Annotated in this window: 15 protein-coding genes and 1 CRISPR repeat array (1 of these 16 running past the window's edge); of the genes, 5 read left to right on the forward strand and 10 right to left on the reverse strand. The window is 45.9% G+C overall.

What is annotated here, in order from left to right; all coding sequences use genetic code 11:
• A CRISPR array of direct repeats spans positions 1-527; the repeat unit is 32 nt; unit sequence GTTTCAACACACAGCCGCCTGAAGGCGGCTGG (it extends 3,644 nt beyond the left edge of the window).
• A gap of 189 nt (positions 528-716) precedes the next feature.
• The 10 genes from cas2 to HMPREF1051_RS00475 form a co-directional block, all read right to left on the reverse strand.
• Entirely contained in the window at positions 717-1,010 is a 294-nt protein-coding gene (cas2, locus tag HMPREF1051_RS00430; protein WP_003762828.1) for a CRISPR-associated endonuclease Cas2, read from the reverse strand.
• 74 nt (positions 1,011-1,084) lie between these two features.
• Positions 1,085-2,098, reverse strand: coding sequence for a type I-C CRISPR-associated endonuclease Cas1c (gene cas1c / locus HMPREF1051_RS00435; RefSeq protein WP_003762781.1), 1,014 nt, complete (start codon positions 2,096-2,098; stop codon positions 1,085-1,087).
• A gap of 330 nt (positions 2,099-2,428) precedes the next feature.
• A complete protein-coding gene (locus tag HMPREF1051_RS00440) occupies positions 2,429-3,289 on the reverse strand; it encodes a DUF2971 domain-containing protein (protein ID WP_003762797.1) in 861 nt (286 codons plus the stop codon).
• Positions 3,290-3,326: 37 nt separating this feature from the next.
• The gene (cas4, locus tag HMPREF1051_RS00445) at positions 3,327-3,995 is read right to left on the reverse strand and encodes a CRISPR-associated protein Cas4 (protein ID WP_003762760.1); all 669 of its coding nucleotides are present in this window, start codon (positions 3,993-3,995) and stop codon (positions 3,327-3,329) included.
• A gap of 15 nt (positions 3,996-4,010) precedes the next feature.
• Positions 4,011-4,994: a type I-C CRISPR-associated protein Cas7/Csd2 gene (gene cas7c, locus HMPREF1051_RS00450; protein WP_003762813.1), complete on the reverse strand. Its 984-nt coding sequence runs from the start codon at positions 4,992-4,994 to the stop codon at positions 4,011-4,013.
• Positions 4,995-5,005: 11 nt separating this feature from the next.
• Complete coding sequence (gene cas8c, locus HMPREF1051_RS00455) at positions 5,006-6,898, reverse strand: type I-C CRISPR-associated protein Cas8c/Csd1 (RefSeq protein WP_003762755.1); 1,893 nt, start codon at positions 6,896-6,898, stop codon at positions 5,006-5,008.
• The gene (gene cas5c / locus HMPREF1051_RS00460) at positions 6,895-7,569 is read right to left on the reverse strand and encodes a type I-C CRISPR-associated protein Cas5c (RefSeq protein WP_003762769.1); all 675 of its coding nucleotides are present in this window, start codon (positions 7,567-7,569) and stop codon (positions 6,895-6,897) included. The genes cas8c and cas5c overlap by 4 nt, the downstream gene beginning before the upstream one ends.
• A gap of 119 nt (positions 7,570-7,688) precedes the next feature.
• On the reverse strand, positions 7,689-9,770 hold the full coding sequence (locus HMPREF1051_RS00465) for an ATP-binding protein (protein ID WP_003762835.1): 2,082 nt from the start codon (positions 9,768-9,770) through the stop codon (positions 7,689-7,691).
• Positions 9,770-11,158: an SIR2 family protein gene (locus HMPREF1051_RS00470; RefSeq protein ID WP_003762786.1), complete on the reverse strand. Its 1,389-nt coding sequence runs from the start codon at positions 11,156-11,158 to the stop codon at positions 9,770-9,772. Before HMPREF1051_RS00470 ends, HMPREF1051_RS00465 begins: the two co-directional genes overlap by 1 nt.
• Positions 11,159-11,220: 62 nt before the next feature.
• Positions 11,221-13,506 carry a CRISPR-associated helicase/endonuclease Cas3 gene (locus HMPREF1051_RS00475; RefSeq protein WP_036490896.1) on the reverse strand — a complete coding sequence of 762 codons (2,286 nt, stop codon included), beginning with the start codon at positions 13,504-13,506 and terminating at the stop codon, positions 11,221-11,223.
• Between the two features lie 679 nt (positions 13,507-14,185).
• On the opposite strand from HMPREF1051_RS00475, the gene HMPREF1051_RS00485 reads away from it, so the two are divergent.
• From HMPREF1051_RS00485 to HMPREF1051_RS00500, 5 genes are all read left to right on the forward strand, one after another.
• Positions 14,186-15,712 (forward strand): DUF4178 domain-containing protein, encoded by a 1,527-nt coding sequence (locus tag HMPREF1051_RS00485; RefSeq protein ID WP_003762852.1) that lies wholly within the window; start codon positions 14,186-14,188, stop codon positions 15,710-15,712.
• A 1-nt stretch (position 15,713) separates the two neighbouring features.
• A complete protein-coding gene (locus HMPREF1051_RS14725; RefSeq protein WP_003742187.1) occupies positions 15,714-15,860 on the forward strand; it encodes a hypothetical protein in 147 nt (48 codons plus the stop codon).
• Positions 15,857-16,240: an adenosylmethionine decarboxylase gene (gene speD / locus HMPREF1051_RS00490; protein ID WP_003762799.1), complete on the forward strand. Its 384-nt coding sequence runs from the start codon at positions 15,857-15,859 to the stop codon at positions 16,238-16,240. Before HMPREF1051_RS14725 ends, speD begins: the two co-directional genes overlap by 4 nt.
• 99 nt (positions 16,241-16,339) lie before the next feature.
• The gene (locus tag HMPREF1051_RS00495) at positions 16,340-18,205 is read left to right on the forward strand and encodes a hypothetical protein (RefSeq protein ID WP_003762759.1); all 1,866 of its coding nucleotides are present in this window, start codon (positions 16,340-16,342) and stop codon (positions 18,203-18,205) included.
• A gap of 97 nt (positions 18,206-18,302) precedes the next feature.
• Positions 18,303-20,120 (forward strand): hypothetical protein, encoded by a 1,818-nt coding sequence (locus HMPREF1051_RS00500; RefSeq protein ID WP_003762816.1) that lies wholly within the window; start codon positions 18,303-18,305, stop codon positions 20,118-20,120.
• The last annotated feature ends 6 nt before the right edge of the window (positions 20,121-20,126 follow it).

The following is a 20,126-nucleotide window of genomic DNA, read 5'->3' on the forward strand; positions in this document are numbered from 1 at the left end:
GGCAACGGTGGCGCGCCGCTGATTAAGTTGTTTCAACACACAGCCGCCTGAAGGCGGCTGGTACAGGCGGTTTTTTTATTTTTGGGAGCTTTAAATGTTTCAACACACAGCCGCCTGAAGGCGGCTGGGTTTCTTAAAGCCCTTTATCGTTGCTATAAATGTGTTTCAACACACAGCCGCCTGAAGGCGGCTGGAGATGGTATCGGGAGACAAGCGGTATTTCGAGAAGTTTCAACACACAGCCGCCTGAAGGCGGCTGGATTTCAGGGACAGAAAAGTCGTCGTTTTTGGTCGGTTTCAACACACAGCCGCCTGAAGGCGGCTGGGATGTCTTCGCGGGTGTTGACGATAAGATGGAAGTGTTTCAACACACAGCCGCCTGAAGGCGGCTGGCTCAGCCTTGTATAGTGTTCAAACTGGTTATGTACGGTTTCAACACACAGCCGCCTGAAGGCGGCTGGGATTTTAGTGCAGGCTGATTCTGATTATCCGATGGTTTCAACACACAGCCGCCTGAAGGCGGCTGGAGCCTCTCTCAAAACCCTTGCTCCATCAGGTTTAGCAGCCCCGATTTCGCTAGGCTCACAAGAAAAGCGCGAACGCGAGTATAACACAGCCTTTTCCGTTACACCCGCATTCGCAATATCCTGATTGTTAAAGAACAATCCCAATTCGCCAACCCTGCCGCATTTTCATGAGAACCGCAGGTTGGCGATTCACACAATCAACGTATCCTTAAACACATCCACCGCCGGTTTCGCGCCGTGGTGTTCCACTTTGTGCCGCCATTTGCTGCCCAGATGGTAAAAGCGCAAGCTGTCGGTTTCGGGGTTGTAGGTTTTCAAAAGTTTGTCCTTTAAAACAACCCACTGGTCGGGCGCAATGTCGCATTCGAACACTGAATATTGCACGCGCACGCCGTAGTCCAGACACAATTTCGCCACGCGGCGCAGCCTTGCCTGCCCTTCCGCGTCTTCCAGCGAAATATCATAAGTAATCAGCATCAGCATTTTGTATTCCCATGTGCAGGCTGCTTTAGAGGTCGTCTGAAAACATCCAACCCGTTTTCAGACGACCTGCAAATCTATCTCATCAAAAACGGCGGATATTCCGCCAAATCCCCGCGCAAATGCCGCGCCAACAGCATTGCCTGAATATACGGCAGCAGCCCGATTTCCACTTCTTCGCCTAAAAACGGATGAACGATTTTCTCCTGCTTTTTAGCCTGCAAAGCTTGGAACAACAGCTTACGCGCCTCTGCTTTCAAACTTACCGCGCCGCTTGCCTCGGTAACAAAATCCTGCGGTTTGATTTGCCCTCGGTTAATCAGCGACAACACCAGCCTGTCTGCCCACCATGCGCGGAATTCTTCCAAAATATCCTGCGCCAAACTGTCGCGCCCCGGTCGGTCGGCGTGCAGAAAACCCACCTGCGGATCCAGCCCCACGCCTTGCAGCGCGCCGCTGATGTCCTTGCCCAGAATGCTGTACACAAACGACAACAGCGCATTCACCCCGTCTCTGGGTGGACGGCGGTTGCGCCCGTCAAAAGTAAAGCCGCTTTTTTCGCTCAAAAGTTGCCCGAACACGCCGAAATAACGCGCCGCCGCATCGCCCTCAATACCGCGCACCACGTCCAGCTCCGCCGCACCCTTCAACTGCCGCAGCGAAATATTCAAAGCATCGACCGCACTTTGGATCGCCACATTCTCGCCGTAATTGCGAATCTGCCGCTGAAGCACCCGCTTACTCGCCTGAATCTTCGCCGCGATAATGTTCCGCGCAATCGGCACAGGATTTTGCTCCGATCCCCGATACTGCGCCCGACGCAGTAGCACATTGCCGCTCTGCCGTCCCTGAAGTCGCCCCAAGAAATGACCGTTTTCCGTAAAAAACGCCAAATTCACATCATTTTCGCCGCAAAATCCCAGCAAAAATGGCGACACCAGCACATTTCCAAAACAAAAAATATGCCCGATGGAATGCACCGGCAACTGCGCCACCTTCTTACGCTCCTGCTCCACCACCAACGTCTCCCGCTCCTTATGCAAATAGCTGCCTTGGGTAGTGATATAGAGCGTGTTTTGCAGTTTGCGCATGGGGAAACTCCTTGGATTTTGACCGTACTTTTTGGGGCGATTGGGCTACCTGAAAAACGGTAGGTCGGATTCTTGAATCCGACATTTTCAAAATTATCGCAACAATTTCAAATCATATAAATATCAAACGGTTGTCGGATAAAAGTATCCCACCTACACAGCCTGAAACACAAGGTCGTCTGAAAGTTTTAGGCAATTATTTGAACAGCAAAAACCACGTGTGTGCGTACCGCACATACCCTACATTTTGGTTTTAAAGCTTGCATCGTTTACAGTAGGGTGTGTGGCGCAGCCACGCACGCGGTTAGTTGAGATGCAGGCTACAGCTTGCTAACAATAAGGAATAATAGAGCGTCTCACTTTAACATCTCTTAAACTATTAGTTTCAAGAAAAATACTAATTGCTGTTTCTAAAACTGGATTTTTAGGACCAATGATAACCTCTCTTATTGCTCCTTTATCAAAAGGAATTTCAATATAAGGCGTAGGTATATTTTGTTTTATTCTAAATTTAACATCCATAGGTGGGTTAGTTAAAATATCATTAACTTTTAAATTTTCATCCACTGACAATGGATATAATAATCTCACTTCCTCTTCTTCTGAAAATGAACTATTTTTTAATGCAGCAGTATTTAGGCAATACATCTCTACTAATTCCTCAAACTCCTGCCACTTTTCATTTTTAATTAATTGGATTAAATGACATATCTCCTCTACGCTCTCTTTAACCTGTTTTTCTCTATTATATAAAACAGAAACAGCATAAGAATTTAATTGAAGCAAATAATCAATATCGAATCCTATACAATAACCCTGCCCATCATTTGCATAACCTCTCCACTGACTTAATAAATCTGAATTTCTGGAGAAACATGCAGCTGTATAAATATACTTACGTCCAGACAAATGCATAAATTCATCAATTTTATCTAAAAACACTTTTAATTCTTGGATTTTTTTATTTTTCTCATCTTCGGTAACCATCTTTCCAATTTCTTCGCTTATAACTTGACTCGCAGACAGCTCCCAAATTTCATATCCATAATGCCGCTCACTAAAATCATTCATAGAATGCAAATCATTAAACCATAATTTTTTATTTTGACATATAGATAAAAAGGCATGTGCATCGCAATAGTGATATATCGTTTTATCGACCAAAGAATTAATATTTATAGAATCAAACATAAAAACTCCATAATTAACTTGAATAAAAAATTTGTTATTAATCTAGTAGATCATTATCTTCCCCAAACAACCCCGCAACATACCCAACACTCCTATCCCGTTTCCCCAGCAACTCCGGCTGGCAAATCTCCGCCAACGAGCAGGCTTTGCAGCGTTTGCCGTAGTTGGGCAGCGGGGTTTGGCCGCTGTTTAGAAGTTCGCGCACGGCGGCGATGGTGGCGAGTGTTTGGGCGCGCAGGTCGTCTGAAAACACGACGGGGATGCGGTGGCGGGTTTGCATATACCACAGCGCTCCCTCGTTGACGGTTTGCCCTGTCATTTCTTCCAAACACAAACCTTGAGCGCAAAGCTGGATTTCGTCCATCGGGTCGGGTTTAGGCTTGCCGCGTTTGTATTCCACAGGTTTCAGGCGACCAGTTTTCGTGTCCACTTCCACCAAATCCAACACGCCGCTGATGCCCAGTTTCTCCGCCGACACATGCACCGTCCGCTCAAAGCGCACACCCTTGCGCGTTTCCGGCTCGCCCGAATCCACCCGCTCATGCAACGCCTTGCCTTGCGCCGTCAAATAGTTCTCCGTCCACGCCTGCTCGTTGTGAATTAACGCGCATTGACGCGGGCAAAAGGCGTAGTGTTGCAGGGCGGAAAGGGAAATCAGGCGCATGTCCTGATTTTCCCCTTGGGTTTTGGTTAAAAGTGCGGTCATCTTTTCAAGTGTTTTTTAAAGCAGTTCTTCCACACTCACGCCATTCAGGCCATCTGAAATCACACTGATTTTGTAATCGCCAAAACCGCTTGCGGGCGTACCTGATTCGCCGTTTACGCGTTCGACTTTCACGGCGTCAAACAGTTTATGTGCAGGCTGGCTGCCGAGTGCGCTGTCGTGTTTAAAAACAATCAGTTTGCGTGCCGCCATTTCGCCACGGGCGGCGGAGCGGTCATGCTCAAACATCAGCGTCAGGGCTTGCCAGAGTTTGGCTAAATCGTCGTCTGAAAAACCGGTTTGGGAGGCAAGGTTGGAGGAAATGAAGCCATGTACGCGGTAAAGCGCGTAAGGGACGATGTATTTGCGCCCCATCATAGTGTCTTTACCCTCTTCTTTTTCTGCTTCAGAAGTTACAGCTACGCGTGTAATACTTAACTCCAACGGTACAATGGGGTCGATAGATTGGGCGAATGCCAGTTGTACAGGACCACGTACTTGACCTGCTTTTTTAGCAATCTTGCTTTTTTCACCATTTTCATCGGTTTCTTCTTTTTCCTTCCCTGTACTCATTACCGCACCAAAAGTACGAACGTCAAAAAAGTTTTCGCACATCCAATCGCGTGCAATGTCTTCATAATGTTTTTCAGGTTTGGAAATATTTTCTCCTTCCCCTCCTTTTTTCTTATTCTTCCGCTTTTTCTCGTATTCTTGCCAAGCCTTGAGATTAGCTTTGACCTCTTCGCTTTCCGTATAAGCTCGTTCAATTTGACGGTTTAATACACCTTTTTCTCTTACAAAAATCTCATAGCCAGCCTGACCTGATGAAGTCATATCCACAAAATTACGAATTTTGCGTTTCAGGCAGACGTCAGTTACTAGGCCTTTGCTGGATTCGGGGTCAAGACGCGGCATATTGCCCGCATCGGGATCGCCGTTGGGGTTGCCGTTGGTTACGTCAAAAAAGTAAACAAATTCATAGCGGTTTTGAATGGCAGACATTTTCTGGCTCCTTAGTTTTCTTCATTTTCAGAATCGGCTTCATCAGCCAAATAATTTGCTTGTTCAATATCTTCAGGGATATTATCGTCTTCTTGCTTATTGTATTTTTTGAATCGTTGCTGGTAATAACCGACAACAAAACGTCCTTGCTCTTCCAGCGACAAATGGCGTGGGAACGGTGTTTCTGCATCGAAAACACCAATAATTTCGCCAACCTTTCCTTCCAACCAGTTTGCCAGTTTTTTGGGATCGCCTTTTACCCATTTAGCTTTTCTTCCTTTTCTCAAGGCTGAAATATGCGTGCGATAGTTATCCAGCAATAAGGGAAAAGTGCTATGCGGAGAACTGGATGCACCACCGTAAAATTTATCCCTTACCCCAGCATTGAGTTCACCCAATGCGGAAGACTGCGCCAATTCGATAATGGCAAACAAGCGTCCCAAACGATAGGGAATATCGTGGGTTTCTTCATTTAATCCCATTTTAAGTTCCTCTCTGTACAAACTGTTACGGTTAATAACTGCTTTAATTACGGCAACACGCAAACCGGAAATGTATCCATCAGAACGGATACGTCCAATCATTCGTGTCAACATAGTTTTCGGATAAAATCGCCCTGTTAAAACCGAACGCATATATTCTCCAGCCAGTTGTGGCGGAATATCTTTACTTTCCGATTTTTTCAGACGACCTTCCGCATCTTTTCGCTTCGGTGTCGTTTCTAGGAGAATGCGCCATACGGGAGGTTCTTTCCCCTTCTTCCATGCAGACGGTTCTATATGCAAATCCTTCCAATGCTGCGCCAAATTTTCCGCCAACTGCCCAAACGTGGTGTCCAGCCAAAACCGAACAGAAATCCGCGCAGCATTAGGGGCAAGCCCTAAGATATAAAAACGGGTATTGGGAGATAGTTCGGGCGCAATTTCTTGCAGCGGGCAACCTTTGCCGATTTGTTCTAATACATTAAAAATTTTGACGCTTTCTTGTTCGTCATTTGGCGGCATGAATACTTGCGCGAAGAAGCCTTCGGCAGCCTGCGCAGTTGCGTTATCATCAGCTTCCGCCCAAAAGACCGTGCTGGCATCGCCGATGGTCAGACAGTGATTATTTTCGCGGCGCAAGAGATAGTTCAGCGCAGTGGTGTAGGCAAAGGCGGATTGTTCGGAGACGGGCGCATTTGCGCCTTGCTCTTTACCAAAAGAGGCAAAGGCTTCTTTGTTGAACGAAATAATCGAACCGCCGGAGCTTTGCCCGCCAAACACGCCTTTAATCGCCGGATGCAGCCGCGCAATCGGGGCAGTGTCGCCGCTAATCAGGCACAAGCCCTCAAGAGCCTCGTCGCTTTTCAGGCAGCCTGCCCACAAGGTTTGCGCAGCTTCGCGTTTATGGATAAGTGCGGTCGGTTTTTCAAGAGAAAATGCAATGTTGGCATCCAGCATTTCGGCAGGCAGATTTTCGGCAGCGAAATGTGCAGGCTGCCAGTTTTGCAGAAAACGGCACAAGGCTTGTAAGCCTTCATCGTCGCTGTTTTGCAGTAAATCGAGATGGTATTGCTTAAAGGCGTCAAAGGTTTTTTCAGACGGCGTAAACGGTTTTGCTTTCGCTTCGGCTTTGTTTTTATTGGCTTCCACGCCAAGCGCGTAGGCGGTTTTATCCCACAAAAAATTCGGCTTGATGCCCGACGTGCGTTTTTCAGGGCGCGGCACGCTCATCAGCTTTGGCTGCGGCTTTTTATCGACAGTCAGATTCGGTACAACGGTTTTCAGACGACCTTCTTTATCCAATACCAAAATCCAGCCGATTTTCTCCTCGCTAAAACCATAAGACGGCACTTTCGGGTTGCCCATTTCATCGTTTTCCTCTGCCAAACGGCGGTAATAACGGGCAAGGGACGCAAGAATCATGCTTTCACCTCCTCGGCGTAAAACGGCGGCACATCAATCACGCCGTCTTTCATTTGTGCGCGGAAAAAATGCGGCGTGTTGCCGTGGTCAAAATCAATATCGTGCAGCATCCAGCCTAAATCGCGGTTTGCCTCGTTTTCCGATAATGCCGACGGCGGCAGCGGCTCGCCTTCATCAATCAAAGCAAAATCGGCGGGAAACTCTCGCACGCCCAAACAAGGCTGCTGAAAGCATTGCCCCTTTTTCGCACGGCGTTTGAACATCTCGATATGCTTGGTAACGGTCTCATCCGCCCCCGCTTTTGCCGTCAGCACCGCATGGGCTTCAATCACATAAGCCACGTCTTTAAGCACCGTCGCCGCGCGCTGCTGGCGGTCGTCTTCAATCAGCGTATATAAATCGGCAACTCTCTTACGCTTCATCGCACCGCTGACCTTACCCGCCGAAATCTTGCCGCCCAACTCATTGCGCCGCACCGACTCAAACCGAATCGGCTTTAGCACATAAATCCGGTCAATCACCCACCGAATCGCCGGCTTCCAATGCACCGCCGCCAAAATCCCGCGCGCCGCCGACGGCGTGATGACATCATAAGACACCCGCTCCACCTTCATCTCCGGACGGGTAAAACAGGCATAATCGCCCCAAATATGTAGGCGGATTTGGTTCATTTGGTTCTCCTTGTGGTTGGTAAGTGCGGTTTTAGACGACGTTTTGAAAACGTTGGGAGAATTGACCGCACCTCTACAATAACTGTCTTAAAATTGACTATAAAAAATGTATATCAACTTTAATCATCTCCATTTGCTGGACTAATCTGCTGCCAATCATCTGCAATAGTTTTCCAATTTACTTTCCGTTCAACTTGACCAGACCAAACAGCCCAAAAATCAGGATCATCTGATTTTGGTCTATGATTCTCCGGTAAATCCTTCATCTTAACTAAGACCGGTAACTCAGATGCCCAGCCCAATAGAATCGCATGACGTGAAGGTAATGAAGGTAAATCACGTAATAGTCCGTGTAAATTATCAGGTACAAGTTTATGTACTAACTCTTGATCGCGATCATTGCTGATACGGTGCAAAAGAAAACTATTGCATTGTGAAAGAACTGTTGGTGAGAGCTCGCTAGGACGCTGGGAGGATAAGACCAAGCCTAATCCGAATTTTCGCCCCTCTCGAGCAATTTTTTCAAAAACTTGACAACAGATTGTTGCTGGACCTTGGTTTTCAGCATCATCCTTATATCTCTTTATAAAAGTATGAGCTTCCTCCATTACCAAAACTGTAGGCAGAGTTTTTCCCTGATTCAATTTACGGTAACGCTGTAAGGCCTCTAATGTCATCCTAGAGATAACTGCGGTAACCAAATGAATGACTTCCGCTGGAACTAGAGAAAGATCAATAACAGTGACAGAACCATTCTCCGCTTGATTTCCCCCAATATATGCATTCAACCAGTCATCCAGGCCCATGCTGGTATCAGAAATGACAGACTTCACTCTCACATCTGAGATAAGCGTACGAATTCGAGATACTAAAAAATCAACAAATTGACTGACATTCTCCTGTTCAGCCAATATTTCTAAATGATCTGGTAACTGAACTCCTTCAAACATTAACGGAATATCTTCATCAGATCCATTTTGTGGGAGAATTCCTCCAACCGTTGTAAGCGAATCTTCCAAAGCAGTAATAATTCGGTTAACCTGGTCTTCAGTGAAAGCTCTATAATATTCAATAGTTTTTCCATCTTTAACAAAACTATTATGCGTGGCTGTCAAGGCGGAATTAATAGCCTCTAGAGCCATATCCAATTTATTTTCTTTATAAATACTACTTTTTTCTTGTAAATCAGCTGCGATAGCCTTTAGACGAAAACCAAATTTAGATTCATCCGTTTGGATTTCACCAGAACGTAGATCTCGTCGAAATGAAATCAATCTAGATGAAAGGTAACGCCGCAGAGACAGCATTTTATTTTCTGAAGAATCATTAGAAATTGTACGACCAGCTCTAACATCACGTAATGCTTGTTTAAGCAGCGGACGTTGCGTCTTACTGCTAGCTTGCGTAAAAGAACTCCATTCCGCACTATTCCAAAACCACAAAGGAACCTGCAACTGCTTAATATTCTGAATTGGTTCAACTGCATACACCCGTACTTCGCTCATATCGCAAAAGGTATTTGCATATTCACCGTTTGGGTCAAGTACAATAAAGCGAGCATTCGGGGTGGAGCATCTCTCTTGTTTTGCCGCTTCGAGAGACCAACGAATCAGTCCTGCGACAGAACAAGATTTTCCACTACCGGTATTCCCTAAAATGGCTAAATGGCGACCGAAAACCCTATCTGGATCTATCATTACTTTGGCGTTAGCTGCTAATGGGCTATTACCGATCAAAACAGAACGGTTATCACCTGATTCAACAATAGCTCTAAGCTGGGTTTGAGTTGGTAACAATACAGGAGCGCCAACAGTTGGATAACCTTCAACCCCTCGTTGAAAACGGTAACTTTCTTTTCCGTCTGAACTTCTATCTCCGTAAAACAAGCAACCTAAGGGATTTAAACTCATTTTTCGTAAGGGATAAGGTAGGTCAATCAAACCGAAATCTTGCATTCCCTTGCGTTTTGGATATTGCGATCGTTCAATCGTGATCCATTCCACTTGTGCAACCAAATAACCCTCATCGCTTGGTATCAATACATAACCATTAATTCGTGGAAATGGGCGTGGTGTACCTGTATTAAGAGCAACACCATCAGGTGCTTCAATATCCAATAAAACCTTAATTTCATCGGGCGACACAAAATCGATTGTACCAATACGCAAAGAATCGGCATAAGCTAAAGGTGATAAACTCATTACAATTCCTCCAAGCCAGTATCGCTGGCTGTTGTTTCTTGCTTCTTATGCTCCTTATCGGATTGCATGGGGTCCATACGCTGTTTAAGCAGTTCACTCATTCGAAATGTTGTTTTATCAATCGCTGCTTTCGGTAGATAATTTTGTGTTAACTTAGTTAAATCAGCCAATTCTGCGCCAATCATCAAACTAATTTGGGAAGGTCTCCCTATTTCATTATAAATTTGCATAATACGCTCAAGTGGATCATCGTAAGAAATTACAACTAAATGAGTTGAAGGAATAGTCAACATATCGCGAATAGTCCGATTAATATGTTCATCCCCAAAGCTATACCCATAAGTTACTAATACACTATTAGGACGACAAACAGCAGATGCAAAATCTCGGAATAATTCCACATAAGGATAGCCTGCTGTTTCTCTGTCTTTGGCCGCATTTGGATAAATCATTAATTCGTGTGCAGTTGCCCCATAAAGACTCGGTGTCTGAAAAAATGGAGTAATGTCAGTAGCACCAAACGGTAAACCTATACGACGTATATCTCTATCTGTTTGTACCCAATCTACAGAACCATGCAATTTTGTATATCGAGCAACACCTTCTAAATATCTTGGTTCTCCCCTTATTCCCGGTGGGTTATAGTGCATATCTAAATCCAAGCGTGAGGAACGAAAAATCGGCATAAGATTGCCAAGAAAGCGATCTAATAGATGCAAGCCTGCAATTTCCGCTCCGGCTTCAATCAAACGATCATAATTTGTGGTAAAAATATTTAGTCGTTCACGTACACCAATACGGCTAGCAAAACTCATTAAAAAAGTAACTAACGTGTTAAATGCTTGTTCTCGTTTATCTTCATCAGCCGCTACAATACCGTTTTCACTATTTAAAATGGATTGAGCAAAACTTTTCATACCTTCATTTAATTCGTTCCGTAAATTATCTGCCTTCGATTCCCCAAGAATTTCTAATCCTCGCAATAATTCATTCGCAACTCGAAGCTGGTCTTCTAGGTTTCCTTCCTTTCTATCTGCTTTTTTAGCAGATTCTTTAGCTCTATTATCTATTTCATCCTTATAGTTACTTAAATCCAATGCTGACATTCCGGCGGCAGCTTTATTTGCTGCCAAATAATGAACTGCATGGGTTAATCCAGCACCAACTAACAAGGAAAGATGTTCAGATTGAAAAAGTGAAGTTAGCCAAGGCTCAACCCGACTTCGTAAATCTTTTACTGTAAATTCCTGATCTGTCCATGAAGCACTTGAACCCTCACAGACTTTGAATTTATTCAATCCACTTATTGATTCAAATTGTATTGGTTCATAGTCATCACGAACTTTAATAATGTTAGCTATTTTCTTTATTTCCTTAATGTTAGCCATTTTCTTTATTTCCTTAATGTTAGATATTAACTACAACTGGTTTATTCTCTGGTAAATTTTCTTCAAAAAACCAAACTCTCCCCCTTCAAAAACGCCGTATCCTCCCAAGAAAGCCCCGCCACTTCATCATACAAATCCAGCCCAATCAGCGTATAAAACTGTTTGCCGAAGTTTTTCTCGTTAATTGGTTCGATACGCCCTGCTTTATATAAAGCGGCGAGAGCTTTTTCGGGGATTTGGACGGTGTAGGGTTGCAGTTTGCGTAAGAGTCCGCCGATGTGGTCGGCGTGGTGCAGGCTGCTAATGAGGTTTTCGGCCTCACCATCGAACGGAATGATCAGCGGCTGCATGTGGCTTTCGATCATGCGGAACTTGTCGTCGATGGTTTGGAATGGGAAATCGAGGCTTTGCCCGGCGTTGCGGTGCATTTGTAGGATTTGTTTGTAGTCCAGTTCTTTGCCTTTTAGGTCGTAAAGGTCTTTGAAATAGGCGGCGACGGCTTGGGTGGATAAGAGGTCGTCTGAAAAGCTGTCGGCGGTCAGGCGCATAACGGCGGCTTGGACGGCAAGTTCAGGCGGGGCTTTCCATTGTTCTTCGGGCGCGAATATCCATACAAAGCTGTTTTCAGACGGCCTTTTGCCTTCGCGGTTGCAGCGTCCTGCGGCTTGGGCTACGCTGTCTAAGCCTGCTTCAGCGCGCATCACTAGCGGAAAATCCACATCAACGCCGGCTTCAATTAAGGAGGTGGCGATGACGCGGCAGGGTTCGCCATTTTTCAGGCGACCTCGGATCTCATCGAGCTTTTGGCTGCGGTGTTTGGCGCACATTAAGGTGGTCAGATGGAATGTACCGTCAAGGTGTTTGGCTTGGTCGTACAGGCTGCGGGCGTGGCGGCGGTTATTGACGATGACGAGCATTTGCGGGTGTTCGCCAAGTTTGGCGAACAGGTCGGCGTCGGTTTGTGTGCCGATGTGTTGCACGGTGGTGCGGCGCAGTTTGTCGAAAAGTGCGGTCGGTTTTGGGGCTATTTCGCGCACGTTTTCAAAGCCGCGATAGAAGCCGTTTTCGGCTTGCACGGCTGGCTGGGTGGCGGTGCACATGACGATGCTGCAACGGTAGTTTTGCGCCAATTCTTTGATGGCTTGCATGATGGGCAGCAAAAGATTGAGCGGCAGCATTTGCGCTTCGTCGAGGATGATGACGGAGCCTGCGATGTTGTGCAGCTTGCGGCAGCGCGAGGAGCGGTCGGCAAAGAGGGATTCGAAGAATTGCACGGCGGTGGTCACAACAATCGGCGCGTCCCAGTTTTCCGAGGCAAGGCGCAATTTGTCTTTGGTGGTCTCATTTTGCAGCTTGCCGTCGTCGAAGGTGCTGTGGTGTTCCAACACGGCTTGCTCGCCCAATTCGCCAAAGGCTTTGCGAAATTCGGCGGCATTTTGTTCGATGATGCTGGTGAACAGGATGACGTAAATCACACGCCGCATACCGTTCTGTTTGGCGTGTTCCAGCGCAAATGCCATGGAAGTGAACGTTTTGCCGCCGCCAGTCGGCACGGTAAGCGTAAACAGCCCTTGCGCTTGTGTCGCTTGTTCTACGGCATGATCAAGAATTTCGCTGCGCAGGCGGTTTAAGGCGGCATTGCGTTTTTCGGCTTCGGTTTGCTCTGGAGCTTGGGCGATACGTCGTCTGAAAGCGTTGATAAATTGATTGAAATTGTGTTGCAAGGCGTTTAAATCGGGATAGCCGCCGCGCTTGACGGCTTTGTTTTCTAGGTTTGAATAAAAGGCTTCAGTATCAAGATAATCAGCATCCACCAAGCAAGAATAGAGCATTCGTGTGAAGAAGGCGTAGGAGAAAAAAGGATGATGCGCGTCGGCTTTGAGTGGCGGTGCAGACAGGGTTTCCGGGAGCTTGATTTCTTGTTGCCACAGATTATCAAGAGCGGGAATATCTGCGCCGAATTGCAACGCCAAACGATCCTTTAACGTGTGACGGTTATCGCCTTCGCCGTTTCCATTTGCCAACCCTGCATGGTGCCCCGCAATGCAAAACGCCATCAGTTTGCCGATAACATCTCCCCAACGCTCGATAGCAATTTTGGCTCCCGCAGTGGAATGATCCACAAATTCTATCTCTCCTTCTAAACGCTTTTGAAAGGGTAAACTGTATTTCCCTAAGTCATGAAGCCGTCCCGTCTGGCAGGCAATTTCCTGCACACCGAATACCCGAGCAAACTCCGCCGCCATTTCGCCAACATTTACCGAATGGCTTTGCAAGGTTTGCCAATGTTCGTAAGGCAAGAGATTTCCGAATTCATCTTGCGCGGAATGGGCGTAGTAAGTTGTCATTTGGATTTCCTTGGGTGTTTTCACGGCTGGGCTATTTCTGTTTTCTGCCATCTGTCTTTGCAAAGACAGGCTGCGGGAGCCCGTTTGTTTTACGGATATGGGCGATGCAGTCGAAACTCACATCGATTCTCCAAATTTAAAACGCGCAAAATTTAACGAACAAGCCATACAAAATGGTTTGAGGTGTTGAAAAATTGAAAATCTGTGGAATGAGGTCGTCTGAATGACGGGGAAAAATATTGTAGATAATTGGGAGTTTATGATGTTATTGTTTTATTTGTTACAATTACCCGAACATAATACAGCATTTGTAATAAATAACAATATCAATTTGACTCTTTGTGAGCAATGGGACAAATCAAAGGTAGCGTGATGATTCAAATGATGCAGATAAACGATGACAGGTTTTCAGACGACCTTTGTCGTATAGATGGGTTAAATTCGGTAGGATGCGGCTGTGCTTGCCTGATTCCGTACCCAAGCCGTTTTGTTTTACTATACAATCATATTGCTGCCGACTGCTTGTTTGCTGCGGTCTGCATCGGCATACGGATAGTGCGGACGCTGTTTGCGTTTTGGAAAATGCGGCAAGATGTTTATTTGCCAGTATTTTTTAAGCATCGGCTGAAGCCCGTATCAGTTTGCCCTAGGTCGTCTGAAATTCCGAAAAAGAAAATTCATGTCAAACACCCCATTCTTCAAAACCGACTGCCCGAGCTGCGGTGCGCCTGTTGAGGCGCATTCCGCGACAGCCGTTACGCTGGTGTGCGGCTACTGCAACAGCATGCTGGTGCGGCAGGATGACAGTATCGTCGATTCCGGACGCGATTCCGCTTTGTTGGAGGATTTCAGCCCGCTGCAAATCGGCACGACAGGGACATACGTTACCCGCCCATTTACCTTGGTCGGACGGCTTCAGGTGCAATACGACGACGGTGTGTGGAACGAATGGTATGCGCTGTTTGATGACGGGCAAACCGGTTGGCTGTCTGAATCCGGCGACCTGTATTCCATGACGCGCTTGGTTGAATCGCCTGAAGTTGTGCCGGACTTTCACGACGTCGTGCCGGGCGGTTGCAATTTCAATTTTCAAAATAAAAACTTTGTTCCGTCGGATAAGCGTGAAATCAGCCTCAGAAAATCGGCGGCGCAGGGCGAGTTGCCGTTTAAGCTGACTGAAGATACGACAAGTAAAGTCATAGACTGGCGATGCTCAGGTCTTTTTCTGACGATAGATTACGGCGATGATCCTCCCGCAATCTATTACGGCAGTATGGTCGGCCTAAATGAACTGAAACTGCAGAATACCCGTACCGATGACCAAATCCGTGAAACGGCAGGTCGTCTGAAAGGCAGTCATCATTCGGAAAATTGTCCGAATTGCGGATCGTCCGTCCATTGGTTGAGCGGTGTCACCGATTTTTTGATTTGCCCGAGCTGCGGCAGCCAATTGGAAGTCAGTAAGGAAAAAGCGCGGCTGATTACTGCCAATGCCATGCGTGTGGCGCAAGATAAACTGTTTACCCTGCCTATCGGCACGCAGGGTCGTCTGAATGACAATGATTATTTCGTGATGGGTGCGGTCAGGTATTCCGAACTGGATCCCGATGCGACTTATGAATATATGTTTGAAGGCAAACGGCGGATACTGACGCCGGTCGGTTGGTGGGTCGAATACCTGCTTTACAATCCGCAGAAAGGCTTTTTGTGGTTGGTCGAATCGTCCGACGGCGAGTGGAGCCAATCCGAAACGCAAAACAATTGGCCGCGTTTAAACAGCGCCCGCAAACCGCAAGGTTGTGATGAACTTTATTCCTACGGCGGCAAAGTCGAAGTCGCCGCCGGCGCGTTTTACTGGCATATCCGTTCGGGTGATTTGGCGTATTACACCGACTACCAAGTCGGCAGCAACAGCAAACTGTGTGCCGAGCTGACCGAACACGAGCTGGCATGGAGTAAAAGCACGCGCACTACCTACGGCAAAGTTGCCGGCGCTTTCGGTTTGCAGGCGGAAGCGCCCAGATACACGGCAAAAATGAACGCAGACGGGGTCGATAACCAATTGCGGTTTGTCATGATCGCCATCTTGGTTGTCGTCAACCTTCCTGCGCTGCTGACCGACGGCAACTCTGCCTCATTTACCGTCATCTTTATAGGAACTTGGTTGTTGTGGACTATGGGCAAAGAAGACGAGGACGAGGATTAACATGTCGAGAGCCACTTACATCATTTTCAGCACCATTATCATCATCATCTCCATGATCATCAGCTACGGCTCTTCCGATTCCGACGGCTCGCGTATGCATTCCGGCGGCTATTACGGCGGCGGAGGTTTCTCCGGAGGCCATAAATGACCCATATTCCCGGCAACCACGGTCTTTTAGATTTATATGGCTGTGATGAAGCTGTCTTGAAAGACGAAGGTCGTCTGAAAACCGCCCTCAAAGCCGCTGCCCAAGCCGTAGGAGCCACCATCCTCGCCGAGCGTTTCCACACCTTTGGCGGTGCAGGCGGCATTACCGGCATCTTACTGCTCGCCGAATCCCACATCAGCATCCACACTTGGCCGGAACACCGCTTCGCCGCCATAGACGCATTTATCTGCGGCGGCATGAAGTTGGAAAAAGTGAAGGAAGTGTTGTGCAGGGAATTGGCGGCAGAACGGGCCGTTTGGACAGTTGCGCAACGTGGCGAAGGAATACTGGACGATACGCAGCCGCCAATAGAACAATAAAACCTGTAAAGGTCGTCTGAAACAGTCTCAATCTGTTTTCAGACGACCTCATTTTAAAACCCCCAAAAATATTCTCACTAAGAACATCAAGGAACCAAAATGCACTTACGCACTTCCATCATCCTCTCTTTATCCGTGCTCTCTTTAGGCGCGTGTATCAGCAACCCAAGTTCGGCACCCACCAGTTCTTCATCATCAACACCCATCAACCCATTCGCCAAAGACTACATCTATTATTTCGAGCATCTCGACGAAGCCAAAGCTAAAAACGAACAATGTTTGAAAGACGGCGTGTTTAAAAAAGTGGGCGTTGATATGGAAAACGCCGATGAACGACAAATGATTGCGGAGTATCCCGACGATATTTTGATGCTCAATCCCGGCAACAACGAATTATCTCCCTGTTTCGCCGCATGGACGGCAAACAATGCTGCGGAACCGCTGCGCAAATGGCAGGAGGAAAATAAGAAAAAAGAAGAGCTGAATCAAAAATTTGAAAAGCAGGTCATCCGGCTCAAAACCGAATGGGAAAAGAAATACGCCAATGAAGATTGGAACACATTCTACCCCGAGGCTTTGCGTAAAGAATCCGTTCAAACACGCAATAGAAAAAACCGATTGGAAAATCGGGCTAAAAGAGAAGCCATCGACCGCATTTTTGTCGATAAGGCGGAGCCGTTTTTGAATGAATTGAAAACAAAAAACATTGAAACATTGACCAAAGAAATTCCACAAAGCTGTCGTAAGGGAGCTTGGGACCTTATTCCTTCGTGTAAAGCTTATTATCATGTTTTAAAAGAGAAATTATCAGAAAAAACATTATCCGAATTGGCGGGTATGGAAAAACAATATAAAGGTGCCAAGCATCTGCCTGCTACCGTTCAGTCGGCTGCCTACCGTTCTGCGGTGGAGGGGAATTCAGAAAAAATGGATAAAGCATTAATGCTGGACTATCGCAAACGCAATACCGAATATATGCAATGTGCTAAAAAAATCGGCGATAAAATAGCAGCGACACCGTTTCAGATGGATAAAACCGGAGATTACACCTTTTCCTTTTATTCAGAACTTTATCCGGAATGCGTCATTACGAATCAAGTCATGGAAAGGTTGGAGCTGCCATCCAATTTAAGTAAGGTTGTTGACAGAGAAGTGTGGATGAAGTTAGGCAAACACATCTGGGAAACGGAAGCAAACCACGAAAAAGAATACGAGCAGTTGGAAAAAACGCCTGAGGTCGCACAAACCAAAACAATCTTGGCTCAGAAATACGCCCAAACACCTTGGCAAAATTTCACTTGGCAAAATTTCATAAGTACCGTAGAAAAAGACTATCCGACGACTATAGCAGACATTTTCTCGGGTACGAAAGAGGAACAGAAGCAGAAACAAAAGCAGCATCAGATAATGGTCATAGCATTGAACCAGGTGTTTACTGACAAAATCCAGCCTCTCGTGGATGAATTGGCGAAAAAAAGCATCGATCAACTGATTGCCGAAATACCTGCCAGCTGTCGCGATGAAAGAAAAATAGATTGGTTAGCAGATAGTCAATGTGATGCATATTCCCGCGCTCTCTCAAAAAAATTTCAGAATCAGACGTTAGAAGAGCTTTCCGCTTCAAAAGATAAATATGAAAATAAAGATGAAGAGGGGCTTTCACGGGTTTATACAGCCTACTCTTTGGCATTGCATGAAAAAGAGAGAAAACAATACCTTGAACTGAGCAATGATGATACCAAGCGAGAAGCGGCATATAGGCAATGTATCAAAAATATCAGTGGAATCATCGAAAAATCATATGTTTCAGAAGAGGATAGTGCTTCTTCGTATGCTAGGCGGGCGCCGGGATGCCTAGCGTTTAGCTCTAGTCTTCGAATTGAAGAGTCACGTTTCGACTACTTTACTGAAACGCTGCTTAATAAAAAACGTTTCCAACAAGCATCCGCAGTCAAACAAAATTGATGGAAACATTTCATCAAAAGGTCGTCTGAAACCGTCTTTACGTTTTCAGACGACCCCATTTTTAAATTTTAAAAATATCCTGACTAAGGAACTAACAATGCGCTTACGCACTTCCGCCATCCTCGCTTTATCTGCCCTCTCTTTAGGCGCGTGTATCAGTCAGCCAAATTCGGCATCTACCGGTTCCCAATCTCCTGAGCCCATCAATCCTCTCGTCAAAGACTATATCTATTACTTCGAGCATCTTAACGAAGCCAAAACTAAAAACGAACAATGTTTGAAAGACGACGTGTTTAAAAAAGCGGGCGTTAATATGGAAAGTGTCGGTGATCGACAAATGATAGCTGAGTTTCCCGACGATATTATGATGCTGAATCCTGACAACGCCGAATTATTACCCTGTTTCGCCGCATGGACGGCAAATAATGCTGTAGAGCCAATGAGTAGATGGAGAGAGGAAAATACGGAAAAAGAAGCGCTGAAACAAAAATTTGAAAAGCAGGTCATCCGGTTCAAGACAGAGTGGGAAAAGAAATACGCCAATGAAGATTGGAATACATTCTACCCCGAGGCTTTGCGTCAAGAATCCGTTGACTCACAGAATAGACAAAACCGATTGGAAGAGCTTGCCAAAAGAGAAGCCATAGACCGTATCTTTTTTGATAAGGCGAAGCCGTTTTTGAATGAACTGAAAACAAAAAACATCGAAATACTGACCCAAGAAATCCCGCAAAGCTGTCGAGAGGGAGCTTGGAACCTTATCCCTTCATGCAAAGCCTATTATCATGCTTTAAAAGAAAAACTCTCGGAAAAAACAGTATCTGAATTGTCAGACATGGAAAAACAATATAATGACGACGGGCATTTATCTGCTTCTATTTTGTCAATGGCCTACCGTTCTGCATTGGAGGTGAGTTCGGAAAAAATGTCTGCGGTTTTAATGTCGGATTACCGCAAACTCGATGCCGAATACACGCAATGTGTTAAAAAAATCAGAGATAAAATTAAGACAATACAGATTACTTACTATAGAGGAGACACTCCATCCGAGTATTTTGAATCTTATCCCGAATGCGTCATTACGAATCAAGTCATGGAACAGTTGAATCTGCCTGCCGATTTAAGTGAGGCTGTTAACAGAGAAGTTTGGATGAAGCAATTCAAACAACGCTGGAAAGAGGGGGAAGACAGCCAAAAAGAACAGGAGCAGTTGGAAAAATCGCCCGAATTTGCACAAACCAAAACAATTTGGGCACAGAAATACGCCCAAACACCTTGGCAAAATTTCAGAAGTGCCGTAGAAAAAGACTATCCGAGTATGGTAAACATTTTCTCGGGAACGGAAGAGGAGCAGAAGCAGAAAAAGATAATGTCTATGGTGTTGGAACAGATGTTTACTGACAAAATCCAGCCTCTCGTGGATGAATTGGCGAAAAAGAGCATCGATAAACTGATTGCCGAAATGCCCGCCAGCTGTCGCGGCGAAGAAGCAATAGATTGGCGAGAAGATGTTCGGTGTGACGTACCTTTCCGTGCCCTTTCAAAAAAATTTCAGAATCAGACTTTGGAAGAACTTTTTACTTTAAAAGATAAATATGAAGGAGGGCATTCATTGGCTCAGACAGCCTACCATTTGGTATTGCATGAAAAACAGACAAAACAATACTTTGAGCTGAACAAAGATGATGACAAGCGAGAAGCGGCATATAGGGAATGTCTCAAAAAGATCAGTGGAGTCATCGAGAAATCAAATGTTTCAGAAATGGATGATGGATCTTCGTATGTGAGACAGGTACCCGGATGCCTGGCGTTTAGCTCTGATGTTTCGGTTGAATCATTACGTTTCAGAGACTTAATCGACACCTTGCTTTATAAAAAACGTTTCCAACAAGCATCAGTAGTCAAACAAAATTGATGGAAA

The sequence above is a fragment of the Neisseria sicca VK64 genome, assembly GCF_000260655.1.
GTDB lineage: Bacteria > Pseudomonadota > Gammaproteobacteria > Burkholderiales > Neisseriaceae > Neisseria > Neisseria sicca_B.

Excerpts from the sequence above, each read along its gene's own strand:
- cas2 (WP_003762828.1), bottom strand. The coding sequence starts at position 1,010 with ATGCTGATGCTGATTACTTATGATATTTCGCTGGAAGACGCGGAAGGG.
- cas1c (WP_003762781.1), bottom strand. The coding sequence starts at position 2,098 with ATGCGCAAACTGCAAAACACGCTCTATATCACTACCCAAGGCAGCTAT.
- HMPREF1051_RS00440 (WP_003762797.1), bottom strand. The coding sequence starts at position 3,289 with ATGTTTGATTCTATAAATATTAATTCTTTGGTCGATAAAACGATATAT.
- cas4 (WP_003762760.1), bottom strand. The coding sequence starts at position 3,995 with ATGACCGCACTTTTAACCAAAACCCAAGGGGAAAATCAGGACATGCGC.
- cas7c (WP_003762813.1), bottom strand. The coding sequence starts at position 4,994 with ATGTCTGCCATTCAAAACCGCTATGAATTTGTTTACTTTTTTGACGTA.
- cas8c (WP_003762755.1), bottom strand. The coding sequence starts at position 6,898 with ATGATTCTTGCGTCCCTTGCCCGTTATTACCGCCGTTTGGCAGAGGAA.
- cas5c (WP_003762769.1), bottom strand. The coding sequence starts at position 7,569 with ATGAACCAAATCCGCCTACATATTTGGGGCGATTATGCCTGTTTTACC.
- HMPREF1051_RS00465 (WP_003762835.1), bottom strand. The coding sequence starts at position 9,770 with ATGAGTTTATCACCTTTAGCTTATGCCGATTCTTTGCGTATTGGTACA.
- HMPREF1051_RS00470 (WP_003762786.1), bottom strand. The coding sequence starts at position 11,158 with ATGGCTAACATTAAGGAAATAAAGAAAATAGCTAACATTATTAAAGTT.
- HMPREF1051_RS00475 (WP_036490896.1), bottom strand. The coding sequence starts at position 13,506 with ATGACAACTTACTACGCCCATTCCGCGCAAGATGAATTCGGAAATCTC.
- HMPREF1051_RS00485 (WP_003762852.1), top strand. The coding sequence starts at position 14,186 with ATGTCAAACACCCCATTCTTCAAAACCGACTGCCCGAGCTGCGGTGCG.
- HMPREF1051_RS14725 (WP_003742187.1), top strand. The coding sequence starts at position 15,714 with ATGTCGAGAGCCACTTACATCATTTTCAGCACCATTATCATCATCATC.
- speD (WP_003762799.1), top strand. The coding sequence starts at position 15,857 with ATGACCCATATTCCCGGCAACCACGGTCTTTTAGATTTATATGGCTGT.
- HMPREF1051_RS00495 (WP_003762759.1), top strand. The coding sequence starts at position 16,340 with ATGCACTTACGCACTTCCATCATCCTCTCTTTATCCGTGCTCTCTTTA.
- HMPREF1051_RS00500 (WP_003762816.1), top strand. The coding sequence starts at position 18,303 with ATGCGCTTACGCACTTCCGCCATCCTCGCTTTATCTGCCCTCTCTTTA.